This window comes from Enterococcus sp. ARL09-542, assembly GCF_005234805.1.
Lineage (GTDB): Bacteria > Bacillota > Bacilli > Lactobacillales > Enterococcaceae > Enterococcus_D > Enterococcus_D gallinarum.
Genome location: NZ_QPQX01000020.1, coordinates 1 through 21948, shown reverse-complemented (window position 1 = coordinate 21948; position 21948 = coordinate 1). Strand labels below are relative to the sequence as shown.

Below are 21948 nucleotides of genomic sequence, written 5' to 3'. Positions count from 1 at the left end.
TTATGAATCGAGTAGTTATTACAGGATACGGTGTGACTTCCCCAATAGGGAATGATCCAGAAACATTTTTAGCTAGTTTGCAAAATGGAACCAATGGGATTGGCCCCATTACCAAATTTGACGCCAGTGGAACAGGGATTTCAGTAGCAGCTGAAGTCAAAGAGTTTCCACTAGAAAAATACTTTGTCAAAAAAGATACGAAACGGATGGATCTTTTTTCGATTTATGGGATCTATGCTGCCCTTGAAGCAATGAAAATGGCGGGTTTGAATTCTGAAGCGTTAGATGCCGATCGATTCGGTGTCATGGTCGGATCAGGTATTGGAGGTTTGCCAACTATTCAAGACCAAGTGATTCGAATGCATGAAAAAGGTGCAAATCGTGTGTCTCCAATGTTTGTGCCCATGTCGATCGTCAACATGGTGGCAGGAAACATTGCATTGCGTGTGGGGGCAAAAGGTATTTGTACAACTACGGTCTCTGCTTGTGCATCCGGTACTCATTCGATTGGTGAGGCTTTCCGCAATATCAAACATGGTTATGCAGACGTGATGATTGCTGGCGGATCTGAATCAACGATTTGTGAGATTGGTATCGCTGGTTTTGCTTCTTTAACGGCATTAACAACGGAATCTGATCCAGACAAAGCATCCACACCATTTGACAAAAACCGCAGCGGGTTTGTTATGGGAGAAGGTGCTGGGGTTTTGATTCTAGAATCATTTGAACATGCCCAAAAGCGCGGAGCGAAGATTCTCGGGGAAGTTGTTGGCTATGGTGCCAATTGTGATGCCTACCATATGACTGCACCGAATCCTGACGGTTCAGGTGCTGGAAAAGCAATGAAACTCGCGATGTCTGAAGCAGCGATCACTCCAGCCGAAGTAGGCTATATCAATGCTCACGGAACAAGCACACCAGCTAATGATGTAGCTGAAGCTACATCGATCCAATATGGTTTAGGGGACGACTATCGCAAACCTTACGTCAGCAGTACAAAATCTATGACAGGACATCTATTGGGGGCAGCAGGAGGAATCGAAGCAATTGCCTCGCTTTTAGCCTTGCAGCATCAATTTATTCCACCGACCATCAATGTTCGTGAACAAGATCCTGAAATCGACTTAAATATTGTGAAAAACCAAAGCCAGCCAGCAGAAATTACGTATGCAATGAGTAACTCACTAGGTTTTGGTGGACACAATGCAGTCATCTTATTGAAACGTTGGGAGGAAGCTTAATTGGAAACAAATGAAATCAAGGATCTGCTTTCCCAATTTGATCAGTCCTCTTTGACTGAATTGCAGCTCAAAAAAGAAAACATCGAACTTTATTTTAATAAAAATTCGTTCAGTAGCCGTCAAGTATCATCCGAGAGTTCAGATGTCAAAGTTGAAAGCATCCCTGCAGCTGCACCAGTACCAAGCGTACAACCAACAGCTGCTGGAACCCTCGAGGTTAGTTCAGAGCCAATTATAGCGGGAACGGAGATCGTTTCACCTTTAGTGGGTGTGGTTTACTTAAAACCTAGTCCTGAACAAAGCCAATTCAAACAAATCGGCGATTCTGTCAAAAAAGGGGATGTCCTTTGTATCGTTGAAGCAATGAAAGTAATGAATGAAATTGTTAGCGATGTTGATGGCGAATTAGTTGAAATCTTAGTTGAAAATGAGCAGATCGTTGAATACGATCAACCATTATTCCGTGTGAAAGAAGGGTAAGCTATGTCAGTTATGTCAATTCAAGAAATCAAAGAAATCATTCCCCATCGCTATCCTATGCTCTTAGTGGATCGCATTGAAGAACTAGAAGAAGGAAAACGGGTGGTAGCAAAGAAGAACGTGACCATCAACGAACCTTTTTTTCAAGGCCATTTTCCTCATGAACCAGTCATGCCTGGTGTATTGATCGTTGAAGCAATGGCCCAAGCGGGGGCAGTTGCACTCTTGTCTTTACCGGATTTTCGAGGTAAAACCGCTTATTTCGGCGGACTTGATAAAGCAAAATTCCGCAAAAAAGTAACACCAGGAGATACATTGATCTTAGAAGTAGAAATACTCAAGGTAAAATCTGCAGCAGGAATCGGCAAAGGGATTGCCTATGTTGATGGCAAAAAAGTTGCAGAAGCAGAACTTACCTTCATGATTGGATAGGTGAAAAATGTTTTCTAAAGTATTGATAGCTAACCGTGGTGAGATCGCTGTTCGCATTATACGTGCTTGCCGCGAACTTGGGATCCAAACGGTCGCAGTTTATTCAGAAGCAGATAAAGAAGCGTTACATGCAGAACTTGCCGATGAAGCCATTTGTATTGGCCCGGCGAAAGCAGCAGACTCTTATTTGAATGTGCAACAAATATTAAGCGCCGCGATCGTTACCAAAGCTGAAGCCATCCATCCCGGATTTGGTTTCTTATCAGAAAATAGCCGTTTTGCATCTATGTGTGAAGAATGCAATATTGTCTTTATTGGTCCTAAGAGTGAAACAATCGATGCAATGGGGAACAAAATCAATGCCCGACGGTTGATGATCGAAGCACAAGTGCCAGTGATCCCCGGCAGTCAAGGAGCGATTTCTGATGTGAAAGAAGCATTGACGATCGCTGAAGAAATTGGCTATCCAGTGATGCTTAAAGCAGCAGCAGGCGGTGGTGGTAAAGGCATACGTAAAGTATTGACAAAAGAAGAATTGCCGCAGCATTTTTCTTCCGCTCAGCAAGAAGCAAAAGCCGCTTTTGGTAATGATGAAATGTATATTGAGAAAATCGTGTATCCCGCAAGACATATCGAAGTCCAAGTTTTAGGAGATTCTTTTGGGAATATCATTCACTTGGGCGAGCGGGATTGTTCTTTACAACGGAACAATCAAAAAGTTTTGGAAGAATCGCCATCGGTCGTAATATCAGCTAGTAAACGTCAAGAACTAGGAGCTGCAGCAGTTCGCGCCGCTCAGGCTGTTGGCTATCGCAATGCTGGTACAATCGAATTTCTGATGGATGAAGCTGGCGAATTCTATTTCATGGAAATGAATACTCGCATCCAGGTCGAACATCCGATCACAGAAATGGTGACCAATATCGATCTCGTAAAAAAACAAATTGAGATTGCTAGCGGCGAACCGCTGGATATCAAACAAGAAGATGTCAAAATGCAAGGTGCTGCCATCGAGTGTCGTATCAATGCGGAAAATCCAGCCTTTAATTTTGCTCCTTCCCCTGGAAAAATTCACAATTTGTTTTTACCTGGAGGAGGTCTGGGCGTTCGTGTGGATAGTGCCATGTACTCTGGATATACGATTCCTCCTTACTATGATTCGATGATTGCAAAGGTCATCGTTCATGGAGAAAATCGATTTGAAGCATTGATGAAAATGCAGCGAGCTTTGGCTGAATTAGTGACTGAGGGTGTAGTGACGAATGCAGAATTCCAAATGGATCTGATCGGTCATCCAAAAGTGATTGCCGGAGACTACAACACAGCCTTTTTACAAGAGGAATTCTTGCCAAACTGGACGCCTGAACAATAGGAGGGAAGAGAATGGCTTTATTTAAAAAGAAGAATTACATTCGCATCAATCCTAATCGCGGCCAGGCACCTGCCAATGAACCAACAGTGCCCGACAATCTTTGGGCGAAATGTCCCAGATGTAAACGGACCTTATATACAAAAGAAATGGGCGCAGAAAAAGTCTGTCCTCATTGCGGCTATAATTTCCGTATCAGTGCCTGGGAAAGAATCGCATTAACGATCGACGAAAAAAGCTTGGAAGAATGGGATACAGATGTGAAAACAGAAGATCCTCTCAACTTTCCTGATTATCTCGAAAAAATAGCTTCCGTACAGGAAAAAACTGGTCTCCATGAAGCCGTGTTAACTGGAGAAGCGACAATCAATCAGCAACCTGTGGCAATAGGAATCATGGATTCCAACTTTATTATGGGAAGTATGGGAACTGTCGTAGGTGAAAAAATCACTCGATTGTTTGAGCGAGCGCTTGCGAAGAACTTACCCGTTGTATTATTCACTGCTTCTGGTGGTGCACGGATGCAAGAAGGGATTTTTTCATTGATGCAGATGGCTAAAATCTCTGCAGCAGTGAAGCGTCATAGTGAAGCCGGTTTATTTTATTTGACAGTCTTGACAGATCCAACTACCGGAGGCGTAACAGCAAGTTTTGCAATGGAAGGAGATGTGATTCTCGCTGAACCGCAGGCATTGATTGGGTTTGCGGGGAGACGAGTGATCGAACAAACGATTCGACAAGAACTGCCAGAAGACTTCCAAAAAGCAGAGTTCTTGTTGGAACATGGTTTTGTCGATCAAATCGTTCCACGGACACAATTAAGGGAACGAATTTCCCAATTGCTTAAATTGCATACGATAAAGGGGTGGATGACAAATGATTGAAGCGGCACATGAGATCGTTGAGTTAGCCCGCAGCAAAGATCGTTTGACGGCACTTGATTACTTTGAACATGTTTTTAGCGATTTTCAGGAATTCCATGGGGATCGTCTCTATGCCGATGATGAAGCTGTTGTGGGCGGGGTCGCTGCCTTAGATGGGAAACCTGTGACAGTGATCGGTATCCAAAAAGGGCGGAACCTGCCAGAGAACCTTCGACGAAATTTTGGTGCTCCTCATCCAGAAGGTTACCGAAAAGCGTTGCGGCTAATGAAACAAGCGGAGAAATTTCAACGGCCTGTTATCACATTGATCAATACAGCAGGTGCCTATTGCGGCGTCGGCGCTGAAGAGCGTGGCGAAGGAGAAGCGATTGCGCGCAATCTCTTAGAAATGTCAGATTTAAAAGTACCAATCTTGGCAATCATTATTGGCGAAGGCGGCAGTGGTGGAGCTTTGGCATTGGCTTTAGGGGATGAAGTATGGATGATGGAACATTCTATCTATGCGATTTTATCCCCGGAAGGCTTTGCATCTATCCTCTGGAAAGATGGAAGCCGTGCGAAAGAAGCTGCCGGACTCATGAAAATAACAGCGCAAGAGTTGCACAAGCTTGGAGTGATCGAAAAAGTGATTCCCGAGACCATCGACGGTGAACTGTTGTCGAAAGAGACAGTGATCGCGGAAATGCGATCGGCAATCACCAAAAAGATCGCTGCTCTAGCACAAAAGAATATAGACCAACTCCTTGCTGAGCGCTATCAGCGTTTTCGCAAATTTTAATCATAAGTTTGATATCAATGTCGATTTTTGATCCGTCATTGATTTCAAGCTTTTTTATTTGTCCTTGTGAAATTTCTCTAATATAATAAACATCAGCAGATAGTTGTTTGAAATTCAATAACATTGTGGTATTATGTATATATTCTGAATAAAGATGGGAATATATGCATAATTATTTATTTTATAAGGGGAGAAAACAAATGAAGAAATTGATGAGTGGATTTATAACAGTTGCTGCTTTATTAACTTTAGCTGCATGTGGGAATGGTGGATCATCAAGCACTGATTCGTCAAAAAAAGGAGATCAAAATCAGCTAGAAGCTATCAAGTCTGCTGGTGTATTAAATGTAGCGACATCAGCTGATTTTGCACCTTTTGAGTTCCATGCTTTGATTGATGGTAAAGACCAAATCGTCGGCGCGGACATTGATCTGGTAAATGAAATCGCCAAAGAATTAGGCGTCAAAGTCAATGTAATGGACTTAGAGTTCAATGCTGTTCTAACTGCATTGAGCCAAGGAAAAGCGGATATTGCGGTTTCTGGGATCTCAGCAACTGATGAAAGAAAACAAACATTTGATTTTACTGACAACTACTTTACACCTGAACAAAAAATCGTGATCAAAAAGGACAATACGGATGCATTGTCTGCAATCGATGACTTTTCAGGAAAGAAGGTAGGCGCCCAAAAAGGATCGATCCAAGAGGCTGTGGTTCAAAACCAATTAGCTGACTCACAATTGGTTTCGATTGCGAAAGTGCCTAACTTGATCAATGAATTGAAACAAGGATCGATCGATGGGCTAGTACTTGAAAGTGCCGTTGCAGACTCATATGTTGCTCAAAATGATGATTTGGCAGTGGCTGACATTGCTTTGGAAGCTTCACCAGATGATTCTTATGCTATCGCTCTACCAAAAGGCAGCACAGAATTAAAAGATGAATTGAACCGTATTTTGAAAGAATTGAATGATAAAGGGACAATTAATGAATACGTTCAAAAGAATACAGACTTAGCCAACGAAAATGCGGCTGAATAGATCGGAGTAGTAAATTTATGGATTTTTCCTTCTTGTCGACTTATTATCCTTACTTTATCTCAGGGGTATTGATTACGATTGTCATCTCCATTATTACAGTGATCCTAGGCACCATCCTCGGAATCACCTTTGCATTGATGAAGTTATCAAAAGTAAAACCATTACGCTGGATCGCTAATACATATATCGAAGTGTTACGGGGAACACCGATGCTGGTTCAGATATTGATTGCATTTGGGTTATTGCAGGGGCTGTTCTCACTGCCGACGATTTCGTTTGGTGTGTTGAATCTTGACTTTGGACGACTATTCCCAGGGATTATCGCCCTTTCATTGAACTCAGGGGCTTACGTTGCTGAAATCGTTCGTGGTGGTATCAATGCAGTCGATTTTGGTCAATCAGAAGCAGCTGGTTCGCTAGGATTGCGTCCTGCACAAGCGATGCGGTATGTTATTTTACCTCAAGCTTTGCGTAATATCTTGCCTCCTCTAGGTAACGAGTTCATTGTTTTGATCAAAGACTCCTCTTTGTTATCCACTATCGGTATCTACGAATTGATGAATAGCGCACAAATTGTTGTGACAAGTTCGTATCAGCCATTAACTCCTTTATATGTTGCCGCTGTAATTTACTTTATTTTAACGTTTACCACCTCCCGCTTGTTGAATCTATGGGAGAAAAAACTCGGCAAAGGTTACCGGCGATAGGAGGAAAAAAGATGGATACAATGATTAAAGTAAAGAATTTACACAAAACATTTGGAACAAATCAGGTGCTTAAAGGTATCAATACTGAAATCAAAAAAGGTGAGGTCGTTGTTGTGATTGGACCTTCCGGATCGGGAAAGAGTACTTTTTTACGCTGCTTGAATTTGTTAGAAGAACCAACAAGCGGCAATATTTACTTTAAAGGGACGGACATTACTGACAAAAAAAATGATATTTATCAAATGCGGGAAAAATTAGGCATGGTTTTTCAAAACTTTAACCTCTTCCCCAATCTGACAGTAATGGATAATATTACATTGTCGCCAATCAAAGTAAAAAAAATGTCTAAAGAAGACGCTCGGAAAATCGGAGAGAAACTGTTGACTGACGTAGGGTTGCCGGATAAAGCAAAAGCTTATCCTCAAAGCTTATCCGGAGGACAAATGCAACGGATCGCTATTGCTCGCGCATTGGCGATGCAGCCAGAAGTGATGTTGTTTGACGAACCAACATCGGCGTTAGACCCGGAAATGGTCGGTGAGGTATTGAGTGTCATGCAGCGTTTGGCTCAAGAAGGGATGACGATGGTGATCGTTACCCATGAAATGGGATTTGCCAAAGAGGTTGGCGACCGCGTTCTTTTCATGGACCAAGGGGTCATTATGGAAGAGGGGACTCCTGCTCAAATATTTGATGCACCGAAAAATCCGCGGACAATCGATTTTCTGGCAAAAGTCTTATGATCTTTTTTAGACCATGAAGTTGGTTAGTGTGATGTGCGTTCATATCGGTCAAGATGAAAAACAATGAATTGTCTGAACGATTCTTGAGGAAGGAAGCTGCAGAAGTAATCTGCATTGATTGCTCACTCCTCTGATCGTTCGGCTTTTTTATTTTTTAAAGAAAGTAGCAGTGGATGATCCGTTGCTTTTTTCAACTAGATGAAAATCTGTTGCTGAGAGTTGTAGCTCAGTCTAGTATTTCACACGATTCTATTGTATAATTACAGGTTGAAAGTAGCATTATAAGTAGGATGCCTTTAAATAATCATCAGTGACCCTGTGGGGACTGATTGACGACTTGTCAGCTGACAATCTGTTTTTATCTAGACGTGTCAACAAATTGACTATTTTTGTCACATGAATAAAAGAATCAAGGAGAATCTATGTTTTCAAAATTTAAACCGACTTGGATGGTCGATGCCATCTATCAGATCACTCCCCATCAACTTAAGAAGCAAGGCATCAAAGCTGTTCTAACTGACCTTGATAATACCCTGATTGCTTGGAATGATCCTGACGGTAGTGAAGAGCTAAAAAATTGGTTGTTAGAAATGAAGAATGCGGGAATCCCGGTGATTGTCGTTTCAAACAATAATAGTGAACGGGTCGCACGGGCAGTGGCGCCCTTTGGTTTGCAATACGTCCATCGAGCATTGAAACCTTTTTCTCGTGGCATCAAGCAAGGATACCGCCAACTCGGCTTGCAAAAAGAAGATGTTGTGATGATCGGTGATCAAATCATGACCGACATTCAAGGTGCTAATCGAGCAGGGGTCCGTAGTATCTTAGTGAAGCCGATCATTAATACGGATTCATGGAAAACACAATTCAACCGTTTGCTGGAGCGAAGAATTATGAAGTATTTATTGAAACACAATCCAGAAATGAAATGGCGAGGTGGAATTTGATAATGAATGAAGAAATGATTCATTGTATTGGCTGTGGCGCGCTGATCCAGACAGAAAATCCAACAGAGCTTGGTTATACACCGCTCTCTGCATTAGAGAAAGGGTTAGAAACCGGAGAAGTCTATTGCCAACGCTGTTTCCGCTTGCGACATTACAATGAAATCCAAGATGTCTCGCTGACAGACGATGATTTTCTGCGTTTACTGAACGAACTTGGTCAAAAAGATGCATTAATCGTAAATGTAGTGGATATCTTTGATTTTAACGGTTCGTTGATTCCAGGACTTCATCGTTTTGTGGGAGACAATCCTGTGTTGCTAGTGGGCAATAAAGTGGATATCTTGCCAAAGTCATTGAAGAAATCAAAAATGACCCAATGGATGAGAGAGCGTGCCCATGAAGCAGGGCTGCGTCCAATCGATGTTTTATTGACAAGTGCAAAAAAAGCCGCCGAAATGACTGAATTGTTACAGGCGATCGATCATTATCGAGAAGGTCGAGATGTCTATGTGGTAGGTGTTACGAATGTTGGTAAGTCGACATTGATCAATCAAATCATCAAACAGACGGCTGGAGTCCAAGAATTGATTACTACTTCTCGTTTTCCAGGGACAACCCTTGATAAAATCGAAATTCCTCTCGACGACGGTCACTTTTTGATCGACACTCCAGGGATCATCCACCGACATCAGATGGCTCATTACCTTGGAAAGAAAGATTTAAAAATCGTGGCGCCGAATAAGGAAATCAAACCGAAAAGCTACCAATTGAATGCTGGCCAAACACTCTTTTTCGGAGGAGTGGCACGTTTTGACTTTATTCAAGGAGAGCGCAGCTCATTCATTGCTTATGTAGCAAATGATGTGGTGCTGCATCGCACGAAGTTAGAAAAAGCTGATGCTTTTTATCAAAAACATGTTGGTGGTCTTTTACAACCGCCTCGTCCTGATGAGTTAGCTGATTTTCCGGAGTTAGTTCGCTTTGAATTTTCGATCAAAGAAAAAACAGATATTGTTTTTGCAGGTTTAGGATGGATCACAGTCACAAAACCAGGAGTTGTTGCTGGTTGGGCACCCAAAGGCGTTGATGTGATCAAACGGAAAGCATTAATTTAAAGGAAGAAGGCAGAACATGGAATTACGAGGAAAACAAAAGCGGTTTTTACGCAGTGAAGCGCATCATTTAACACCGATTTTTCAGATTGGCAAAGGCGGGTTGAATGAGGCAATGATCAATCAAATCGAAGAAGCGCTAGAAAAAAGAGAATTGATCAAGGTATCTTTATTGCAAAATACCGACGAAGTGGCGGAGGACGCTGCTACAGCAATCAGTGAAGCGATTCAATGCGAGGTTGTTCAAATCATTGGACGCGTGATTGTGTTATTCAAACCATCTACAAAAGAAAAATATAAAAAAATCTCTGTAAACGTACGTTCATTATAGGAGTGATTTGACATGCAAGGAAATTCGTTTGGCAAAGTTCAGACCTTATATACAACAGAAGCGGCTTATCAAGCGCCTAAAAAACAAGTGGGCATACTGGGGGGGAATTTCAACCCCGTTCACTATACCCACTTGGTCATGGGTGAAGAAGTTGGGCAAGCTTTGGGCTTGGATAAAGTCTATTTTATGCCTGAGTATCTTCCGCCGCATGTCGATGAAAAAAAGACGATCCCGGCTGCTCACCGACTGGCAATGTTACAGTTAGCGATTGCGGATAATCCCCGATTTGCGATTGAAGACATTGAATTGAAACGTAAAGGGAAAAGCTATACTTTTGATACAATGAAGGAACTGACTGAAAAGAACCCTGATACAAGTTATTACTTTATTATTGGCGGCGACATGGTACAATACTTGCCGAAGTGGCATCGGATTGATGAATTGATGGAGTTGGTCACCTTCGTCGGGGTTCGTCGTCCTAGTTATCCCGTTGAAACACCCTATCCGATCATTTGGATCGATGTGCCTTTGATGGATATCAGCTCCACAATAATTCGTAAGAAAGTGCAACAAGGATGCTCGATTCGCTACTTATTGCCGGAAAATGTGTTAAACTATATTCAAGAAAAGGGGCTGTATCTGGATGAATAGCCAACAGTATACGCCTGCTGAACGCGAATTATTGATGCAGGAAGTACAAATGCATATGAGCCAAAAACGATTTCAGCATGTACTAGGTGTGGAAAAAACTGCTGTCGCATTGGCTGAAAAATTCGGTGCTTCACCGGAAAAAGCCAGTATCGCTGCGCTGACTCATGATTATGCCAAAGAGCGTCCAGATGAAGAATTCCAGCTTGTCATTCGGCGAGATGGTTTTGATCTGGAATTGCTCAATTGGAGCAATGCTATTTGGCATGGTATTGTGGGAGCCGATTTTGTTCAGCGAGAGTTAGGCATCGATGACGAAGAGATCCTACAAGCCATTCGTATCCATACGACTGGTGCTGCAGAAATGAGTTTGTTGGATAAGATCATTTACGTTGCCGATTATATCGAACCTGGTCGGTCATTTCCTGGTGTGAAAGAAGCCCGTGAATTAGCTATGATTGATCTTGACGCTGCAGTAGCTTACGAAACGAAACATACATTGCTTTATTTGATTGAAAAGGAAGCACCAATTTATCCCAAGACGATTGAAACATACAATCATTGGGTCGCAAACCATTAGGAGGGAATTACCATAGATAGCCAGAGAATTTTAGAAATTGCTGTTAAAGCAGCAGATTCAAAACATGCCGAAGATATTATGGCATTAGACGTTCGTGAAATTTCATTATTAGCCGATTACTTTGTGATTTGTTCAGGGAACAGTGACAGACAAATCAATGCCATCATTGATGAAGTTCTTGACAAAGAAGAAGAAAACCAAGTGGAGGTTCGCCGTGTTGAAGGAAAAGATGGTGGTAAATGGGTCTTGATTGATCTTGGTGATGTCATCGTTCACGTTTTCAACGCTTCAGAACGTGCGTTTTATAATTTAGAAAAATTATGGTCAGATGCACCGCTTGTTGATCTGAACGAATGGGTCGTGGCTTAATAATGGCCTACGAAACATTTGCTTTTGTCTATGACGAAGTAATGGATTCCAGTCTCTATCAAAAGTGGCTGGATTTTTCTTGCCGTCATTTAGGTGAAAAAAAACAAATTATGGAACTAGCCTGCGGAACAGGTGCATTAGCAGTAGAATTCGCAAAAGCGGGTTTTGATGTAACCGGCTTAGACCTTTCAGAAGAAATGTTGATGATCGCCAGTCAGCGGGCGGAACAAGAGGATACGCCCATCCAATTGGTAGAAGGGGACATGCTGGATCTGACAGATGTGGGAACCTACGAAGCGATCACTTGTTACTCTGACTCAATCTGTTATATGGAAGATGAACAAAGTGTCCAACAAGTTTTCGATGGGGTTTATAACAGCTTGCGTGACGACGGGGTATTTATGTTCGATGTACACTCAACGTACCAGATCGATGAAGTATTCCCTGATTACAGCTACCACTATCAAACAGATGAGTTTGCCTTTCTCTGGGAAAGTTACCAAGGAGAAGTTCCTCACAGCATTGAACATTTTTTGACTTTTTTTGTGCAAAATGAGGATGGAACTTTCCAACGAATGGATGAACTACACCGAGAACGCACCTATTCGCTTGAAAGTTATCAGCGGATGTTAGAAAATGCTGGCTTCTCTGAAATCGAAATGTATGCAGACTTTATTGATAGTCCGCCAAATGAAAAGAGCCGTCGTTGGTTCTTTGTCTGCCGCAAGCTTTGATTGTTTGCGGTTTTTTTTAGATTAAAAATAGCATAAAAATCTAGTTATCCGCATAAAAACTGGACTTATCACACTTTATCAAGGTCAAAACCACTCAATTTACTACTAATTTACTACTTATGAATGAGCTTTGATACGACGATTTATCCTTGAAAAGTGAAGATATAAAGATACTTCCAATAAAATTTGAATATTTAATAGGTAGACACTTCAAAAAATGAGGTGTCTATTTTTTTACCCGATTTTGAAAGGAAGTGAACTTATGAAAACAAAAAATCAAGAATCAAAAGGTCGTTCCCCACTCTTTAAGACCATCAAACATTCATTCAGCCAATAAAAAAGAAAGGATAGGTAAAAATATGGAACTTAAATTTGTGATTCCCAACATGGAAAAAACATTCGGCAATTTAGAATTTGCTGGCGAGGATAAAGTCGTTCAGCGAAGAATCAACGGACGGCTAACTGTCTTATCAAGAAGCTATAATCTCTATTCTGATGTTCAAAGAGCAGATGATATTGTGGTGGTGCTTCCTGCTGAAGCTGGCGAAAAACATTTCGGCTTTGAGGAACGTGTGAAGTTAGTCAATCCACGTATTACCGCAGAGGGCTACAAAATCGGCACTCGTGGTTTTACAAATTACCTTTTACATGCTGACGACATGATAAAAGAATAAAGAAAGAGAGGAAAAATGATGAGATTAGCAAATGGCATTGTATTAGATAAAGACACGACTTTTGGAGAATTGAAATTCTCTGCTCTACGTCGTGAAGTGAGAATCCAAAATGAAGACGGGTCGGTTTCAGATGAAATCAAGGAACGTACCTATGACTTAAAATCCAAAGGACAAGGACGCATGATTCAAGTAAGTATTCCTGCCAGCGTGCCTTTGAAAGAGTTTGATTATAACGCACGGGTGGAACTTATCAATCCCATTGCGGACACCGTTGCTACTGCCACCTATCAAGGAGCAGATGTTGACTGGTATATCAAGGCAGACGATATTGTGCTGACAAAGGATTCTAGTTCATTCAAAGCTCAACCACAAGCAAAGAAAGAACCGACACAAGACAAATAGTCGCTAGGTAGAAAGGAGACTTTTTCGCATGAAACAGCGTGGTAAAAGGATTCGCCCATCTGGTAAAGATTTAGTCTTTCATTTTACGATAGCGTCACTCCTGCCTGTTTTCCTGCTGGTTGTCGGACTGTTTCATGTGAAGACAATCCAGCAGATCAACTGGCAGGATTTTAACCTATCACAAGCAGATAAGATTGACATTCCCTATTTAATTATCAGTTTCAGTGTCGCAATTCTTATCTGCTTGCTGGTAGCGTTTGTATTCAAACGGGTTCGCTATGATACGGTTAAACAACTTTACCACCGTCAAAAACTGGCAAAGATGATACTTGAAAACAAGTGGTATGAATCTGAACAGGTCAAAACAGAGGGTTTCTTTAAAGATAGTGCTGGTCGTACAAAGGAAAAGATAACCTACTTCCCTAAAATGTATTATCGACTTAAAAATGGCTTGATACAGATACGGGTGGAAATCACGCTGGGAAAATATCAAGACCAACTCTTACACTTGGAAAAGAAATTAGAGAGTGGCTTGTACTGTGAGCTGACGGATAAAGAGTTAAAGGATTCCTATGTGGAATATACTTTGCTCTATGACACCATAGCCAGTCGTATTTCTATTGATGAAGTAGAAGCTAAAGATGGTAAACTTCGCTTAATGAAAAACGTATGGTGGGAATATGATAAGCTCCCTCATATGTTGATTGCTGGTGGTACAGGTGGCGGTAAAACTTACTTTATACTGACACTGATTGAAGCCTTGCTTCATACAGATTCAAAACTGTATATTCTTGACCCGAAAAATGCTGATCTTGCGGACTTAGGTTCTGTGATGGCAAATGTCTACTATAGAAAAGAAGACTTGCTTTCTTGCATTGAAACATTCTATGAAGAAATGATGAAACGTAGTGAGGAAATGAAGCAGATGAAGAACTATAAGACTGGCAAAAATTATGCTTACTTAGGTCTCCCGGCACACTTCTTAATCTTTGATGAATACGTCGCTTTCATGGAAATGCTGGGAACAAAAGAAAACACCGCAGTTATGAATAAGCTGAAACAGATTGTCATGTTAGGTCGTCAAGCTGGCTTCTTTCTAATACTGGCTTGTCAACGTCCAGACGCAAAATATTTAGGCGACGGAATCCGTGATCAGTTTAATTTCAGAGTGGCTTTAGGTCGTATGTCTGAAATGGGCTATGGCATGATGTTTGGCAGTGACGTACAAAAGGATTTCTTCTTAAAGCGAATCAAAGGTCGTGGCTATGTTGATGTAGGAACAAGTGTCATATCAGAGTTTTATACTCCCCTTGTACCAAAAGGATATGATTTCTTGGAGGAAATTAAAAAGTTATCCAACAGCAGACAGTCCACGCAGGCGACGTGCGAAGCGGAAGTCGCAGGTGTGGACTGATCTTGCTGGCTGGTGTGGCAATAGCCACGCCAGCACTTAACCCCCCGTATCTAACAGGGGGGTACAAATCGACAGGAAACAGTCAAAAAAACATTAGAAAATCCTTTGGTTACAAGGGATTTACAAAATTTCAGCGTATGTCAAATGGGCTTTAAAAGTTGACATACGCCTTTTTGATTGGAGGGATTTTTACTGAATGAACAAACTTGGTTACAGCATTTAAAAGAAAAACGCTTGGCTTATGGACTATCTCAAAACCGTTTAGCTGTTGCGACTGGTATTACAAGGCAGTATCTAAGCGATATTGAAACAGGAAAAGTCAAGCCATCAGAGGATTTACAGCAGTCCCTTTGGGAAGCTCTGGAACGCTTCAATCCCGACGCTCCCCTTGAAATGCTGTTTGATTATGTAAGAATTCGCTTTCCGACAACAGACGTACAGCAGGTGGTCGAAAACATCTTACAACTGAAACTGTCCTATTTTCTTCATGAGGACTATGGTTTCTATTCTTATTCAGAGCATTATGCTTTAGGCGACATATTCGTCCTTTGCTCCCATGAACTGGACAAAGGAGTTCTGGTGGAATTGAAAGGTCGTGGGTGCAGACAATTTGAAAGCTATCTTCTGGCACAACAAAGAAGCTGGTATGAGTTCTTTATGGACGTTTTGGTGGCTGGCGGTGTGATGAAACGCCTTGACCTTGCCATTAACGATAAGACAGGGATTTTAAATATCCCTGTACTCACTGAAAAGTGCCAACAGGAAGAATGTATCTCCGTCTTCCGCAGTTTTAAAAGCTATCGCAGTGGCGAACTGGTACGCAAAGAGGAAAAGGAATGTATGGGAAACACCCTCTATATCGGTTCATTACAAAGTGAAGTTTATTTCTGTATCTATGAAAAGGACTACGAGCAGTACAAGAAAAATGATATTCCCATTGAAGACGCAGAAGTAAAAAACCGTTTTGAGATTCGATTGAAAAATGAGCGTGCCTATTATGCAGTCCGTGATTTACTCGTCTATGACAATCCAGAGCATACCGCCTTTAAAATTATCAATCGGTATATCCGTTTTGTAGATAAAGACGATTCCAAACCTCGTTCTGATTGGAAACTGAATGAAGAATGGGCTTGGTTTATTGGGAACAATCGTGAACGATTAAAACTAACCACAAAACCAGAGCCTTACTCCTTCCAAAGGACGCTGAACTGGCTATCTCATCAAGTTGCCCCGACCTTAAAGGTTGCGATTAAACTTGATGAAATCAACCAGACGCAGGTTGTAAAAGACATTCTCGACCATGCGAAACTGACAGACCGACACAAGCAGATTTTGAAGCAACAGTCAGTAAAAGAACAGGACGTGATAACAACAAAAAAATAACTCAAATACAAATTCATTGAATATAGAGAGGAGAACATTTTTATGAATTTTGGACAAAACCTTTGTGCGACTCGTTCCTTAGTGAAAAGCTAAGGCACTAATAAAAGAACGAAAAAGTTTGGTTATTAGGAGAACTGATAATCTGACAGGTGGAATGATGAAGTAACGCTCTGAAACGCCTGCCCTGAGCCTCCGACAAGCATTGTATGAGGAAACTCAGAATGTTTGAAGCTCGGTAAAGACGGCTGAAAGATACCGTAATAGTTGATGAACATATATCTTCTATCGAAAACTATCCAGAGGTGGGTAGCGTATCCAACAGGTCGGGGGTCTATAAAATATCTATGGTTAGAATGTTCTATAAGGAACTGACGAAACAGCGAATGTACGGGTCTAAATTTGAACTTTGTAGAAATGCAAAGGTACGAGAAATCGTAGCTGGTGTGGCAAAGTAAGAATATAGGTTATGAAATGCCATATAACGTTACAGGCGGTATCAAGCCAGCAGGCTTATAGCTAGTGACCTAAGGATATATATGTATAGATAAGATTATCGGAACGAGGAAAGGTATTGGGTTCTCATCAAGAGAATAAACTGACGAAGAACAATAAGCAGTTGAACTAATGCTGAAAAGCAGAGGGCGAACCTAAGAAATTCTTGTAATGAGAATGGAGGAATGCCCTCAAGTCGTGTATATATTAGAAAAGTATTATGTTGTTTCAATAAGGATTACGAGTAAGATAAAAAAGCTCACTCAATTTCAAGTAAAGGAGTGAAGCCTTATGCCTAAAAATAAAAATGAAACATTGTGTGTAGAAGATTTAAGACACGCTGAATATTACGAAATGCAAAACACCTTTGATGATTTATATGCCAAAAGTAAGAATGGAGATATTTTCACTCATCTTATGGATATTATCCTATCGAGAGAAAATATATTACTGGCATATCGAAATATCAAAGCAAATGCAGGCAGTAAAACAGCAGGAACAGACGGTACAATAATTAAAGATATTGGCAAATTGCCAGCAGAAACAGTTGTCAAAAAAGTAAGATACATTGTTGCAGGCAGTCCACATGGGTATCGACCTAAGCCAGTGAGGCGAAAAGAAATACCAAAACCAAATGGTAAAACCAGACCTCTAGGTATTCCTTGTATGTGGGACAGGCTTATACAACAATGTATAAAACAAGTATTAGAACCAATCTGCGAAGCTAAATTTAGTGAAAACAGCTATGGTTTTAGACCTAATAGGTCAGTTGAAAATGCAATAAAAGCAACCTATAACCGCCTACAAATCAGCCAGCTACATTATGTGATTGAATTTGATATTAAGGGTTTCTTTGACAACGTGAACCATTCCAAGCTGATAAAACAGATATGGGCTATGGGAATACGGGACAAGCACTTGATATTCATTTTAAAAAGGATATTAAAAGCTCCAATCAAAATGACTAACGGTACAATAACATATCCAGAGAAAGGAACTCCGCAAGGGGGAATAATATCCCCACTACTAGCAAACATTGTTCTTAATGAGTTAGACCATTGGGTAGAAAGCCAATGGCAGGAAAATCCTGTTACAAAAAACTATGTGGTTCATATCAATAAAAGCGGTAGCCCATGTAAAAGCAACGCTTACAAAGAAATGAAGAAAACAAAGTTAAAGGAAATGTATATGGTTCGTTATGCAGATGATTTTAGAGTTTTCTGCCGCTACAAGGAAAGTGCTGAAAAAGCCAAAATAGCAATCACTCAATGGATTGAACAACGATTAAAATTGGAAGTATCACAAGAAAAAACAAGAATTGTAAATGTTAGAAAAAGATACTCCGACTTTCTTGGTTTCAAGATTAAAATGATACCGAGAAGAAAGAAGTTAGTTGTTAAATCACATATAAGTGATAAACAATTCAAAAACCAAAAAGACAAGCTGGTATCACAGGCAAAGAAAATTGCTTCTCCCTCAAAAGGGAAAACGGAATTAGAAGAAACAAGACTTTATAATTCAATGGTATTAGGTATGCAAAATTATTATCAGATTGCAACGAATGTAAATCTGGATTGTATGAAACTGAATAGAGCTGTAATGGCTATCTTCACTAACAGATTAGGTACAAACAAAAGGGGCAGATTGAGAAAAACAGGCAGACAACTTACGACAAAGGAGGCAACAAGATATGGTAAATCTAAAATGCTTCGGTATGTTGCTGGCGAGGGCGAACCTATTTTCCCTGTTGGATATATCCAACACAGAAAACCAATGGCAAAGGTGTATTTAGCGAATTGCTACACTCTAGAGGGAAGAAAATTTATCCACACCAATCTAAGTGTTGATAAATTACTGATGTACCAGTTAATGAAATTATCTTTGGAAAATCGCACAATAGAATACGCAGACAATCGAATTTCGCTATTTTCTGCTCAACATGGAAAATGTGCTATAACTCTGGAAGAATTTCAACAAGCTAATGAAATACATTGTCATCATATTGTACCAACTGGAGCTGGTGGAAATGACGATTATAAAAATCTTATTTTGGTAAAAGAGGCGGTACACCGTCTAATACACGCTAAAACAGAAGAAACAATACAAAAATATATAGCTCTATTGAAGCTAAATAAAGTCCAGCTCATAAGACTAAATAAATATAGAGTATTAGCTGGCAATCAAGAATTAAACTTGATATAGGTCTACTACATAAATACTTTTCAATATAAACACGATGGAACGCGGAGTGCGGTGAAAGTCGCACGCTCCGTGTGAATGGGGGGAAAAGTTTGAGATATTTATAATATCAGGAACTTACCTATCCATATATAACTGGTTTCTATCAAACGCTCAATCACTGGTGCTTTTAGCAATCGTTGTGATTGGCTTGTATCTTGGCTTCAAGCGTGAGTTTAGCAAACTGATTGGCTTTTTAATTATTGCGATTATTGCGGTTGGCTTAGTCTTCAACGCTGCTGGAGTAAAAGACATTTTACTAGAGCTATTCAATCGCATTATTGGTGCTTAAATAAAACCGTTCTTTTGTGGAATATAAGTGGTTTTCTTATGTTCCGCAAAGGAATGGTACACCAAACGAAGTGCGGTAGGGATTTTTGAATCTCTACAAAGAAAGGACGTGAATATATGGACGATATGCAAGTCTATATTGCGAATTTAGGCAAATACAATGAGGGCGAATTGGTCGGTGCGTGGTTTACCTTTCCCATTGACTTTGAGGAAGTCAAAGAGAAAATCGGCTTGAATGATGAATATGAGGAATACGCCATTCATGATTACGAGTTACCCTTTACGGTTGACGAATACACTTCTATTAGCGAACTCAATCGCCTATGGGAAATGGTATCGGAGTTGCCAGAAGAACTACAATCGGAGCTATCTGCTCTGCTCACTCATTTTTCAAGTATTGAAGAACTAAGCGAACATCAAGAAGATATTATCATTCATTCCGATTGTGATGATATGTCTGACGTGGCACGCTACTACATTGAAGAAACGGGTGCTTTAGGCGAAGTGCCAGCCAGTCTTCAAAACTATATTGATTATGAATCCTATGGTCGGGATTTAGACCTTTCGGGAACGTTTATCTCAACCAATCACGGGATTTTTGAAATCGTCTATTAAATCTGTCGGTACATTCTTACTGGCAGATTTTCTTGTTTACGGGGTAGTCAAAAGACTATCCCCATTTTTATGAAAGGATTGATTACATGAAGAAAATACGAAGCTATACCAGTATCTGGTCTGTTGAGAAAGTGTTGTACTCCATCAATGACTTTAGACTTCCGTTTCCCATAACCTTTACGCAAATGACATGGTTTGTCGTGTCACTCTTTGCAGTTATGATACTTGGCAACTTGCCCCCTCTTTCTATGATAGAGGGAGCATTTCTCAAATACTTTGGGATTCCTGTGGCTTTCACATGGTTTATGTCTACAAAAACCTTTGATGGTAAAAAGCCTTATGGATTTTTGAAGTCTGTCATTGCTTATGCACTGCGACGAAAGCTGACCTATGCAGGAAAAAAAGTAACGCTTGGCAGAAACCAGCCACAAGAAGCCATTACAGCAGTTAGGAGTGAATTTTATGGCATATCCAATTAAATATATTGAAAACAATCTGGTCTGGAATAAAGATGGGGAATGTTACGCTTACTATGAGCTTGTTCCCTACAATTACTCATTTCTAAGTCCGGAACAGAAAATACAAGTACATGATTCTTTCAGACAGCTTATCGCACAAAATCGTGATGGCAAGATTCATGCTTTACAAATCAGTACAGAATCCAGCATACTTTCTGCACAAGAACGTTCCAAAAATGAAGTCACTGGAAAGCTCAAAACGGTTGCCTATGACAAAATCGACCAACAGACAGACGCTTTAATATCCATGATTGGCGAAAATCAAGTGGACTACCGTTTCTTTATCGGTTTTAAGTTGCTTCTCAACGATCAGGAGTTTTCTATGAAAAGTCTTACCGTTGAAGCAAAAAATGCTTTTACTGATTTTGTCTATGATGTGAACCATAAGCTGATGGGCGATTTTGTTAGTATGAGTAATGATGAAATCCTGCGTTTTCAGAAGATGGAAAAGCTTTTAGAAAATAAAATCTCCCGTCGTTTCAAAATCCGAAGATTAGATAAGGATGACTTCGGCTATCTGATTGAACACCTTTACGGACAGACAGGCACTGCCTATGAAGAGTATGAGTATCCTCTATCAAAGAAAAAGCTGGAACATGAAACACTGATTAAAACCTATGACCTCATTAAGCCTACTCGCTGTCTGGTGGAAGAAAAACAGCGATATTTGAAAATCCAGCAGGAAGACGAAACCGCCTATGTAGCTTACTTTACCATCAACAGTATTGTCGGCGAACTGGACTTCCCGTCCTCTGAAATCTTCTACTACCAGCAACAGCAATTTACCTTTCCGATTGATACGTCAATGAATGTGGAAATTGTAGCGAATCGTAAAGCCCTATCTACTGTCCGCAATAAAAAGAAAGAACTGAAAGACTTGGATAACCACGCTTGGCAAAGTGATAATGAAACCAGCTCTAATGTGGCGGAAGCTCTGGAAAGTGTGAACGAGCTGGAAACCAATTTAGACCAAAGCAAGGAATCTATGTATAAGCTGTCCTATGTTGTAAGGGTATCAGCAAATGACCTTGACGAACTTAAACGTCGTTGTAATGAAGTGAAAGATTTCTATGATGATTTGAGCGTGAAACTGGTACGACCTTTTGGGGATATGCTGGGCTTACATGAAGAATTTTTACCTGCCAGCAAAAGATATATGAATGACTATATTCAATACGTGACCTCTGATTTCCTCGCTGGTTTAGGTTTTGGTGCTACTCAAATGCTGGGTGAAAATGAGGGGATTTATGTTGGCTACAGCTTAGATACTGGACGCAATGTCTATCTGAAACCTGCTCTTGCCAGTCAAGGGGTTAAGGGTTCAGTAACCAATGCGTTAGCGTCTGCCTTTGTCGGTTCGCTGGGTGGTGGTAAATCCTTTGCGAATAACCTTATCGTCTATTATGCAGTGCTTTATGGGGCACAAGCAGTGATTGTAGACCCAAAAGCAGGTGCGAAACGTTCCTACTTGAAAAGAGTAGGCACAGCACTTCATTAAATCAATATTTAATGTGTGTTGGAGAACT

General features: G+C 40.6%; 24 protein-coding genes and 1 pseudogene. All 25 read left to right on the top strand.

Going from position 1 to position 21948, the window contains the following annotated elements:
• The first annotated feature begins 2 nt into the window (after nucleotides 1-2).
• On the top strand, nucleotides 3-1241 hold the full coding sequence (gene fabF / locus DVW06_RS15265) for a beta-ketoacyl-ACP synthase II (protein ID WP_003126348.1): 1239 nt from the start codon (nucleotides 3-5) through the stop codon (nucleotides 1239-1241).
• Nucleotides 1242-1721 (top strand): acetyl-CoA carboxylase biotin carboxyl carrier protein, encoded by a 480-nt coding sequence (accB, locus tag DVW06_RS15260; protein WP_003126350.1) that lies wholly within the window; start codon nucleotides 1242-1244, stop codon nucleotides 1719-1721.
• Nucleotides 1722-1733: 12 nt separating this feature from the next.
• A complete protein-coding gene (fabZ, locus tag DVW06_RS15255; RefSeq protein WP_029486743.1) occupies nucleotides 1734-2153 on the top strand; it encodes a 3-hydroxyacyl-ACP dehydratase FabZ in 420 nt (139 codons plus the stop codon).
• Between the two features lie 7 nt (nucleotides 2154-2160).
• On the top strand, nucleotides 2161-3525 hold the full coding sequence (locus tag DVW06_RS15250) for an acetyl-CoA carboxylase biotin carboxylase subunit (protein ID WP_003126352.1): 1365 nt from the start codon (nucleotides 2161-2163) through the stop codon (nucleotides 3523-3525).
• An 11-nt stretch (nucleotides 3526-3536) separates the two neighbouring features.
• On the top strand, nucleotides 3537-4406 hold the full coding sequence (accD, locus tag DVW06_RS15245; RefSeq protein ID WP_096710615.1) for an acetyl-CoA carboxylase, carboxyltransferase subunit beta: 870 nt from the start codon (nucleotides 3537-3539) through the stop codon (nucleotides 4404-4406).
• Nucleotides 4399-5184 (top strand): acetyl-CoA carboxylase carboxyl transferase subunit alpha, encoded by a 786-nt coding sequence (locus DVW06_RS15240; RefSeq protein WP_003126354.1) that lies wholly within the window; start codon nucleotides 4399-4401, stop codon nucleotides 5182-5184. The genes accD and DVW06_RS15240 overlap by 8 nt, the downstream gene beginning before the upstream one ends.
• A 200-nt stretch (nucleotides 5185-5384) precedes the next feature.
• Complete coding sequence (locus DVW06_RS15235) at nucleotides 5385-6224, top strand: transporter substrate-binding domain-containing protein (protein WP_005471269.1); 840 nt, start codon at nucleotides 5385-5387, stop codon at nucleotides 6222-6224.
• Nucleotides 6225-6241: 17 nt separating this feature from the next.
• Complete coding sequence (locus DVW06_RS15230) at nucleotides 6242-6931, top strand: amino acid ABC transporter permease (RefSeq protein ID WP_005471270.1); 690 nt, start codon at nucleotides 6242-6244, stop codon at nucleotides 6929-6931.
• Between the two features lie 11 nt (nucleotides 6932-6942).
• Nucleotides 6943-7674, top strand: coding sequence for an amino acid ABC transporter ATP-binding protein (locus tag DVW06_RS15225; protein ID WP_137264828.1), 732 nt, complete (start codon nucleotides 6943-6945; stop codon nucleotides 7672-7674).
• A gap of 422 nt (nucleotides 7675-8096) precedes the next feature.
• Complete coding sequence (locus tag DVW06_RS15220) at nucleotides 8097-8621, top strand: YqeG family HAD IIIA-type phosphatase (RefSeq protein ID WP_003126357.1); 525 nt, start codon at nucleotides 8097-8099, stop codon at nucleotides 8619-8621.
• Nucleotides 8622-8623: 2 nt separating this feature from the next.
• Nucleotides 8624-9736, top strand: coding sequence for a ribosome biogenesis GTPase YqeH (yqeH, locus tag DVW06_RS15215; RefSeq protein WP_003126358.1), 1113 nt, complete (start codon nucleotides 8624-8626; stop codon nucleotides 9734-9736).
• Nucleotides 9737-9752: 16 nt separating this feature from the next.
• A complete protein-coding gene (yhbY, locus tag DVW06_RS15210; RefSeq protein WP_003126359.1) occupies nucleotides 9753-10064 on the top strand; it encodes a ribosome assembly RNA-binding protein YhbY in 312 nt (103 codons plus the stop codon).
• A gap of 12 nt (nucleotides 10065-10076) precedes the next feature.
• Entirely contained in the window at nucleotides 10077-10715 is a 639-nt protein-coding gene (locus tag DVW06_RS15205) for a nicotinate-nucleotide adenylyltransferase (RefSeq protein WP_003126360.1), read from the top strand.
• On the top strand, nucleotides 10708-11292 hold the full coding sequence (gene yqeK / locus DVW06_RS15200) for a bis(5'-nucleosyl)-tetraphosphatase (symmetrical) YqeK (protein WP_003126361.1): 585 nt from the start codon (nucleotides 10708-10710) through the stop codon (nucleotides 11290-11292). The genes DVW06_RS15205 and yqeK overlap by 8 nt, the downstream gene beginning before the upstream one ends.
• A 27-nt stretch (nucleotides 11293-11319) precedes the next feature.
• Nucleotides 11320-11661, top strand: coding sequence for a ribosome silencing factor (gene rsfS, locus DVW06_RS15195; RefSeq protein ID WP_034704322.1), 342 nt, complete (start codon nucleotides 11320-11322; stop codon nucleotides 11659-11661).
• Between the two features lie 2 nt (nucleotides 11662-11663).
• The gene (locus DVW06_RS15190; protein ID WP_021149847.1) at nucleotides 11664-12395 is read left to right on the top strand and encodes a class I SAM-dependent DNA methyltransferase; all 732 of its coding nucleotides are present in this window, start codon (nucleotides 11664-11666) and stop codon (nucleotides 12393-12395) included.
• 359 nt (nucleotides 12396-12754) lie between these two features.
• Entirely contained in the window at nucleotides 12755-13069 is a 315-nt protein-coding gene (locus DVW06_RS15180; protein ID WP_000420682.1) for a YdcP family protein, read from the top strand.
• 15 nt (nucleotides 13070-13084) lie between these two features.
• The gene (locus DVW06_RS15175; RefSeq protein WP_000985015.1) at nucleotides 13085-13471 is read left to right on the top strand and encodes a YdcP family protein; all 387 of its coding nucleotides are present in this window, start codon (nucleotides 13085-13087) and stop codon (nucleotides 13469-13471) included.
• Nucleotides 13472-13499: 28 nt separating this feature from the next.
• Nucleotides 13500-14885 (top strand): FtsK/SpoIIIE domain-containing protein, encoded by a 1386-nt coding sequence (locus DVW06_RS15170; protein ID WP_000813488.1) that lies wholly within the window; start codon nucleotides 13500-13502, stop codon nucleotides 14883-14885.
• A gap of 177 nt (nucleotides 14886-15062) precedes the next feature.
• Nucleotides 15063-16268 carry a MobT family relaxase gene (gene mobT, locus DVW06_RS15160; RefSeq protein ID WP_000398284.1) on the top strand — a complete coding sequence of 402 codons (1206 nt, stop codon included), beginning with the start codon at nucleotides 15063-15065 and terminating at the stop codon, nucleotides 16266-16268.
• 783 nt (nucleotides 16269-17051) lie between these two features.
• The gene (gene ltrA / locus DVW06_RS15155) at nucleotides 17052-18962 is read left to right on the top strand and encodes a group II intron reverse transcriptase/maturase (RefSeq protein ID WP_002286940.1); all 1911 of its coding nucleotides are present in this window, start codon (nucleotides 17052-17054) and stop codon (nucleotides 18960-18962) included.
• Between the two features lie 103 nt (nucleotides 18963-19065).
• On the top strand, nucleotides 19066-19290 hold the full coding sequence (locus DVW06_RS15150) for a hypothetical protein (RefSeq protein WP_032509114.1): 225 nt from the start codon (nucleotides 19066-19068) through the stop codon (nucleotides 19288-19290).
• A 116-nt stretch (nucleotides 19291-19406) separates the two neighbouring features.
• Nucleotides 19407-19904 carry an antirestriction protein ArdA gene (locus DVW06_RS15145; protein ID WP_002345010.1) on the top strand — a complete coding sequence of 166 codons (498 nt, stop codon included), beginning with the start codon at nucleotides 19407-19409 and terminating at the stop codon, nucleotides 19902-19904.
• Between the two features lie 86 nt (nucleotides 19905-19990).
• Nucleotides 19991-20383 (top strand): conjugal transfer protein, encoded by a 393-nt coding sequence (locus tag DVW06_RS15140; protein WP_002345009.1) that lies wholly within the window; start codon nucleotides 19991-19993, stop codon nucleotides 20381-20383.
• Nucleotides 20367-21872, top strand: a pseudogene (locus DVW06_RS15135) (ATP-binding protein); the annotation flags it as partial. The gene DVW06_RS15140 and the pseudogene DVW06_RS15135, both read left to right, overlap by 17 nt.
• Nucleotides 21873-21948: the final 76 nt, after the last annotated feature.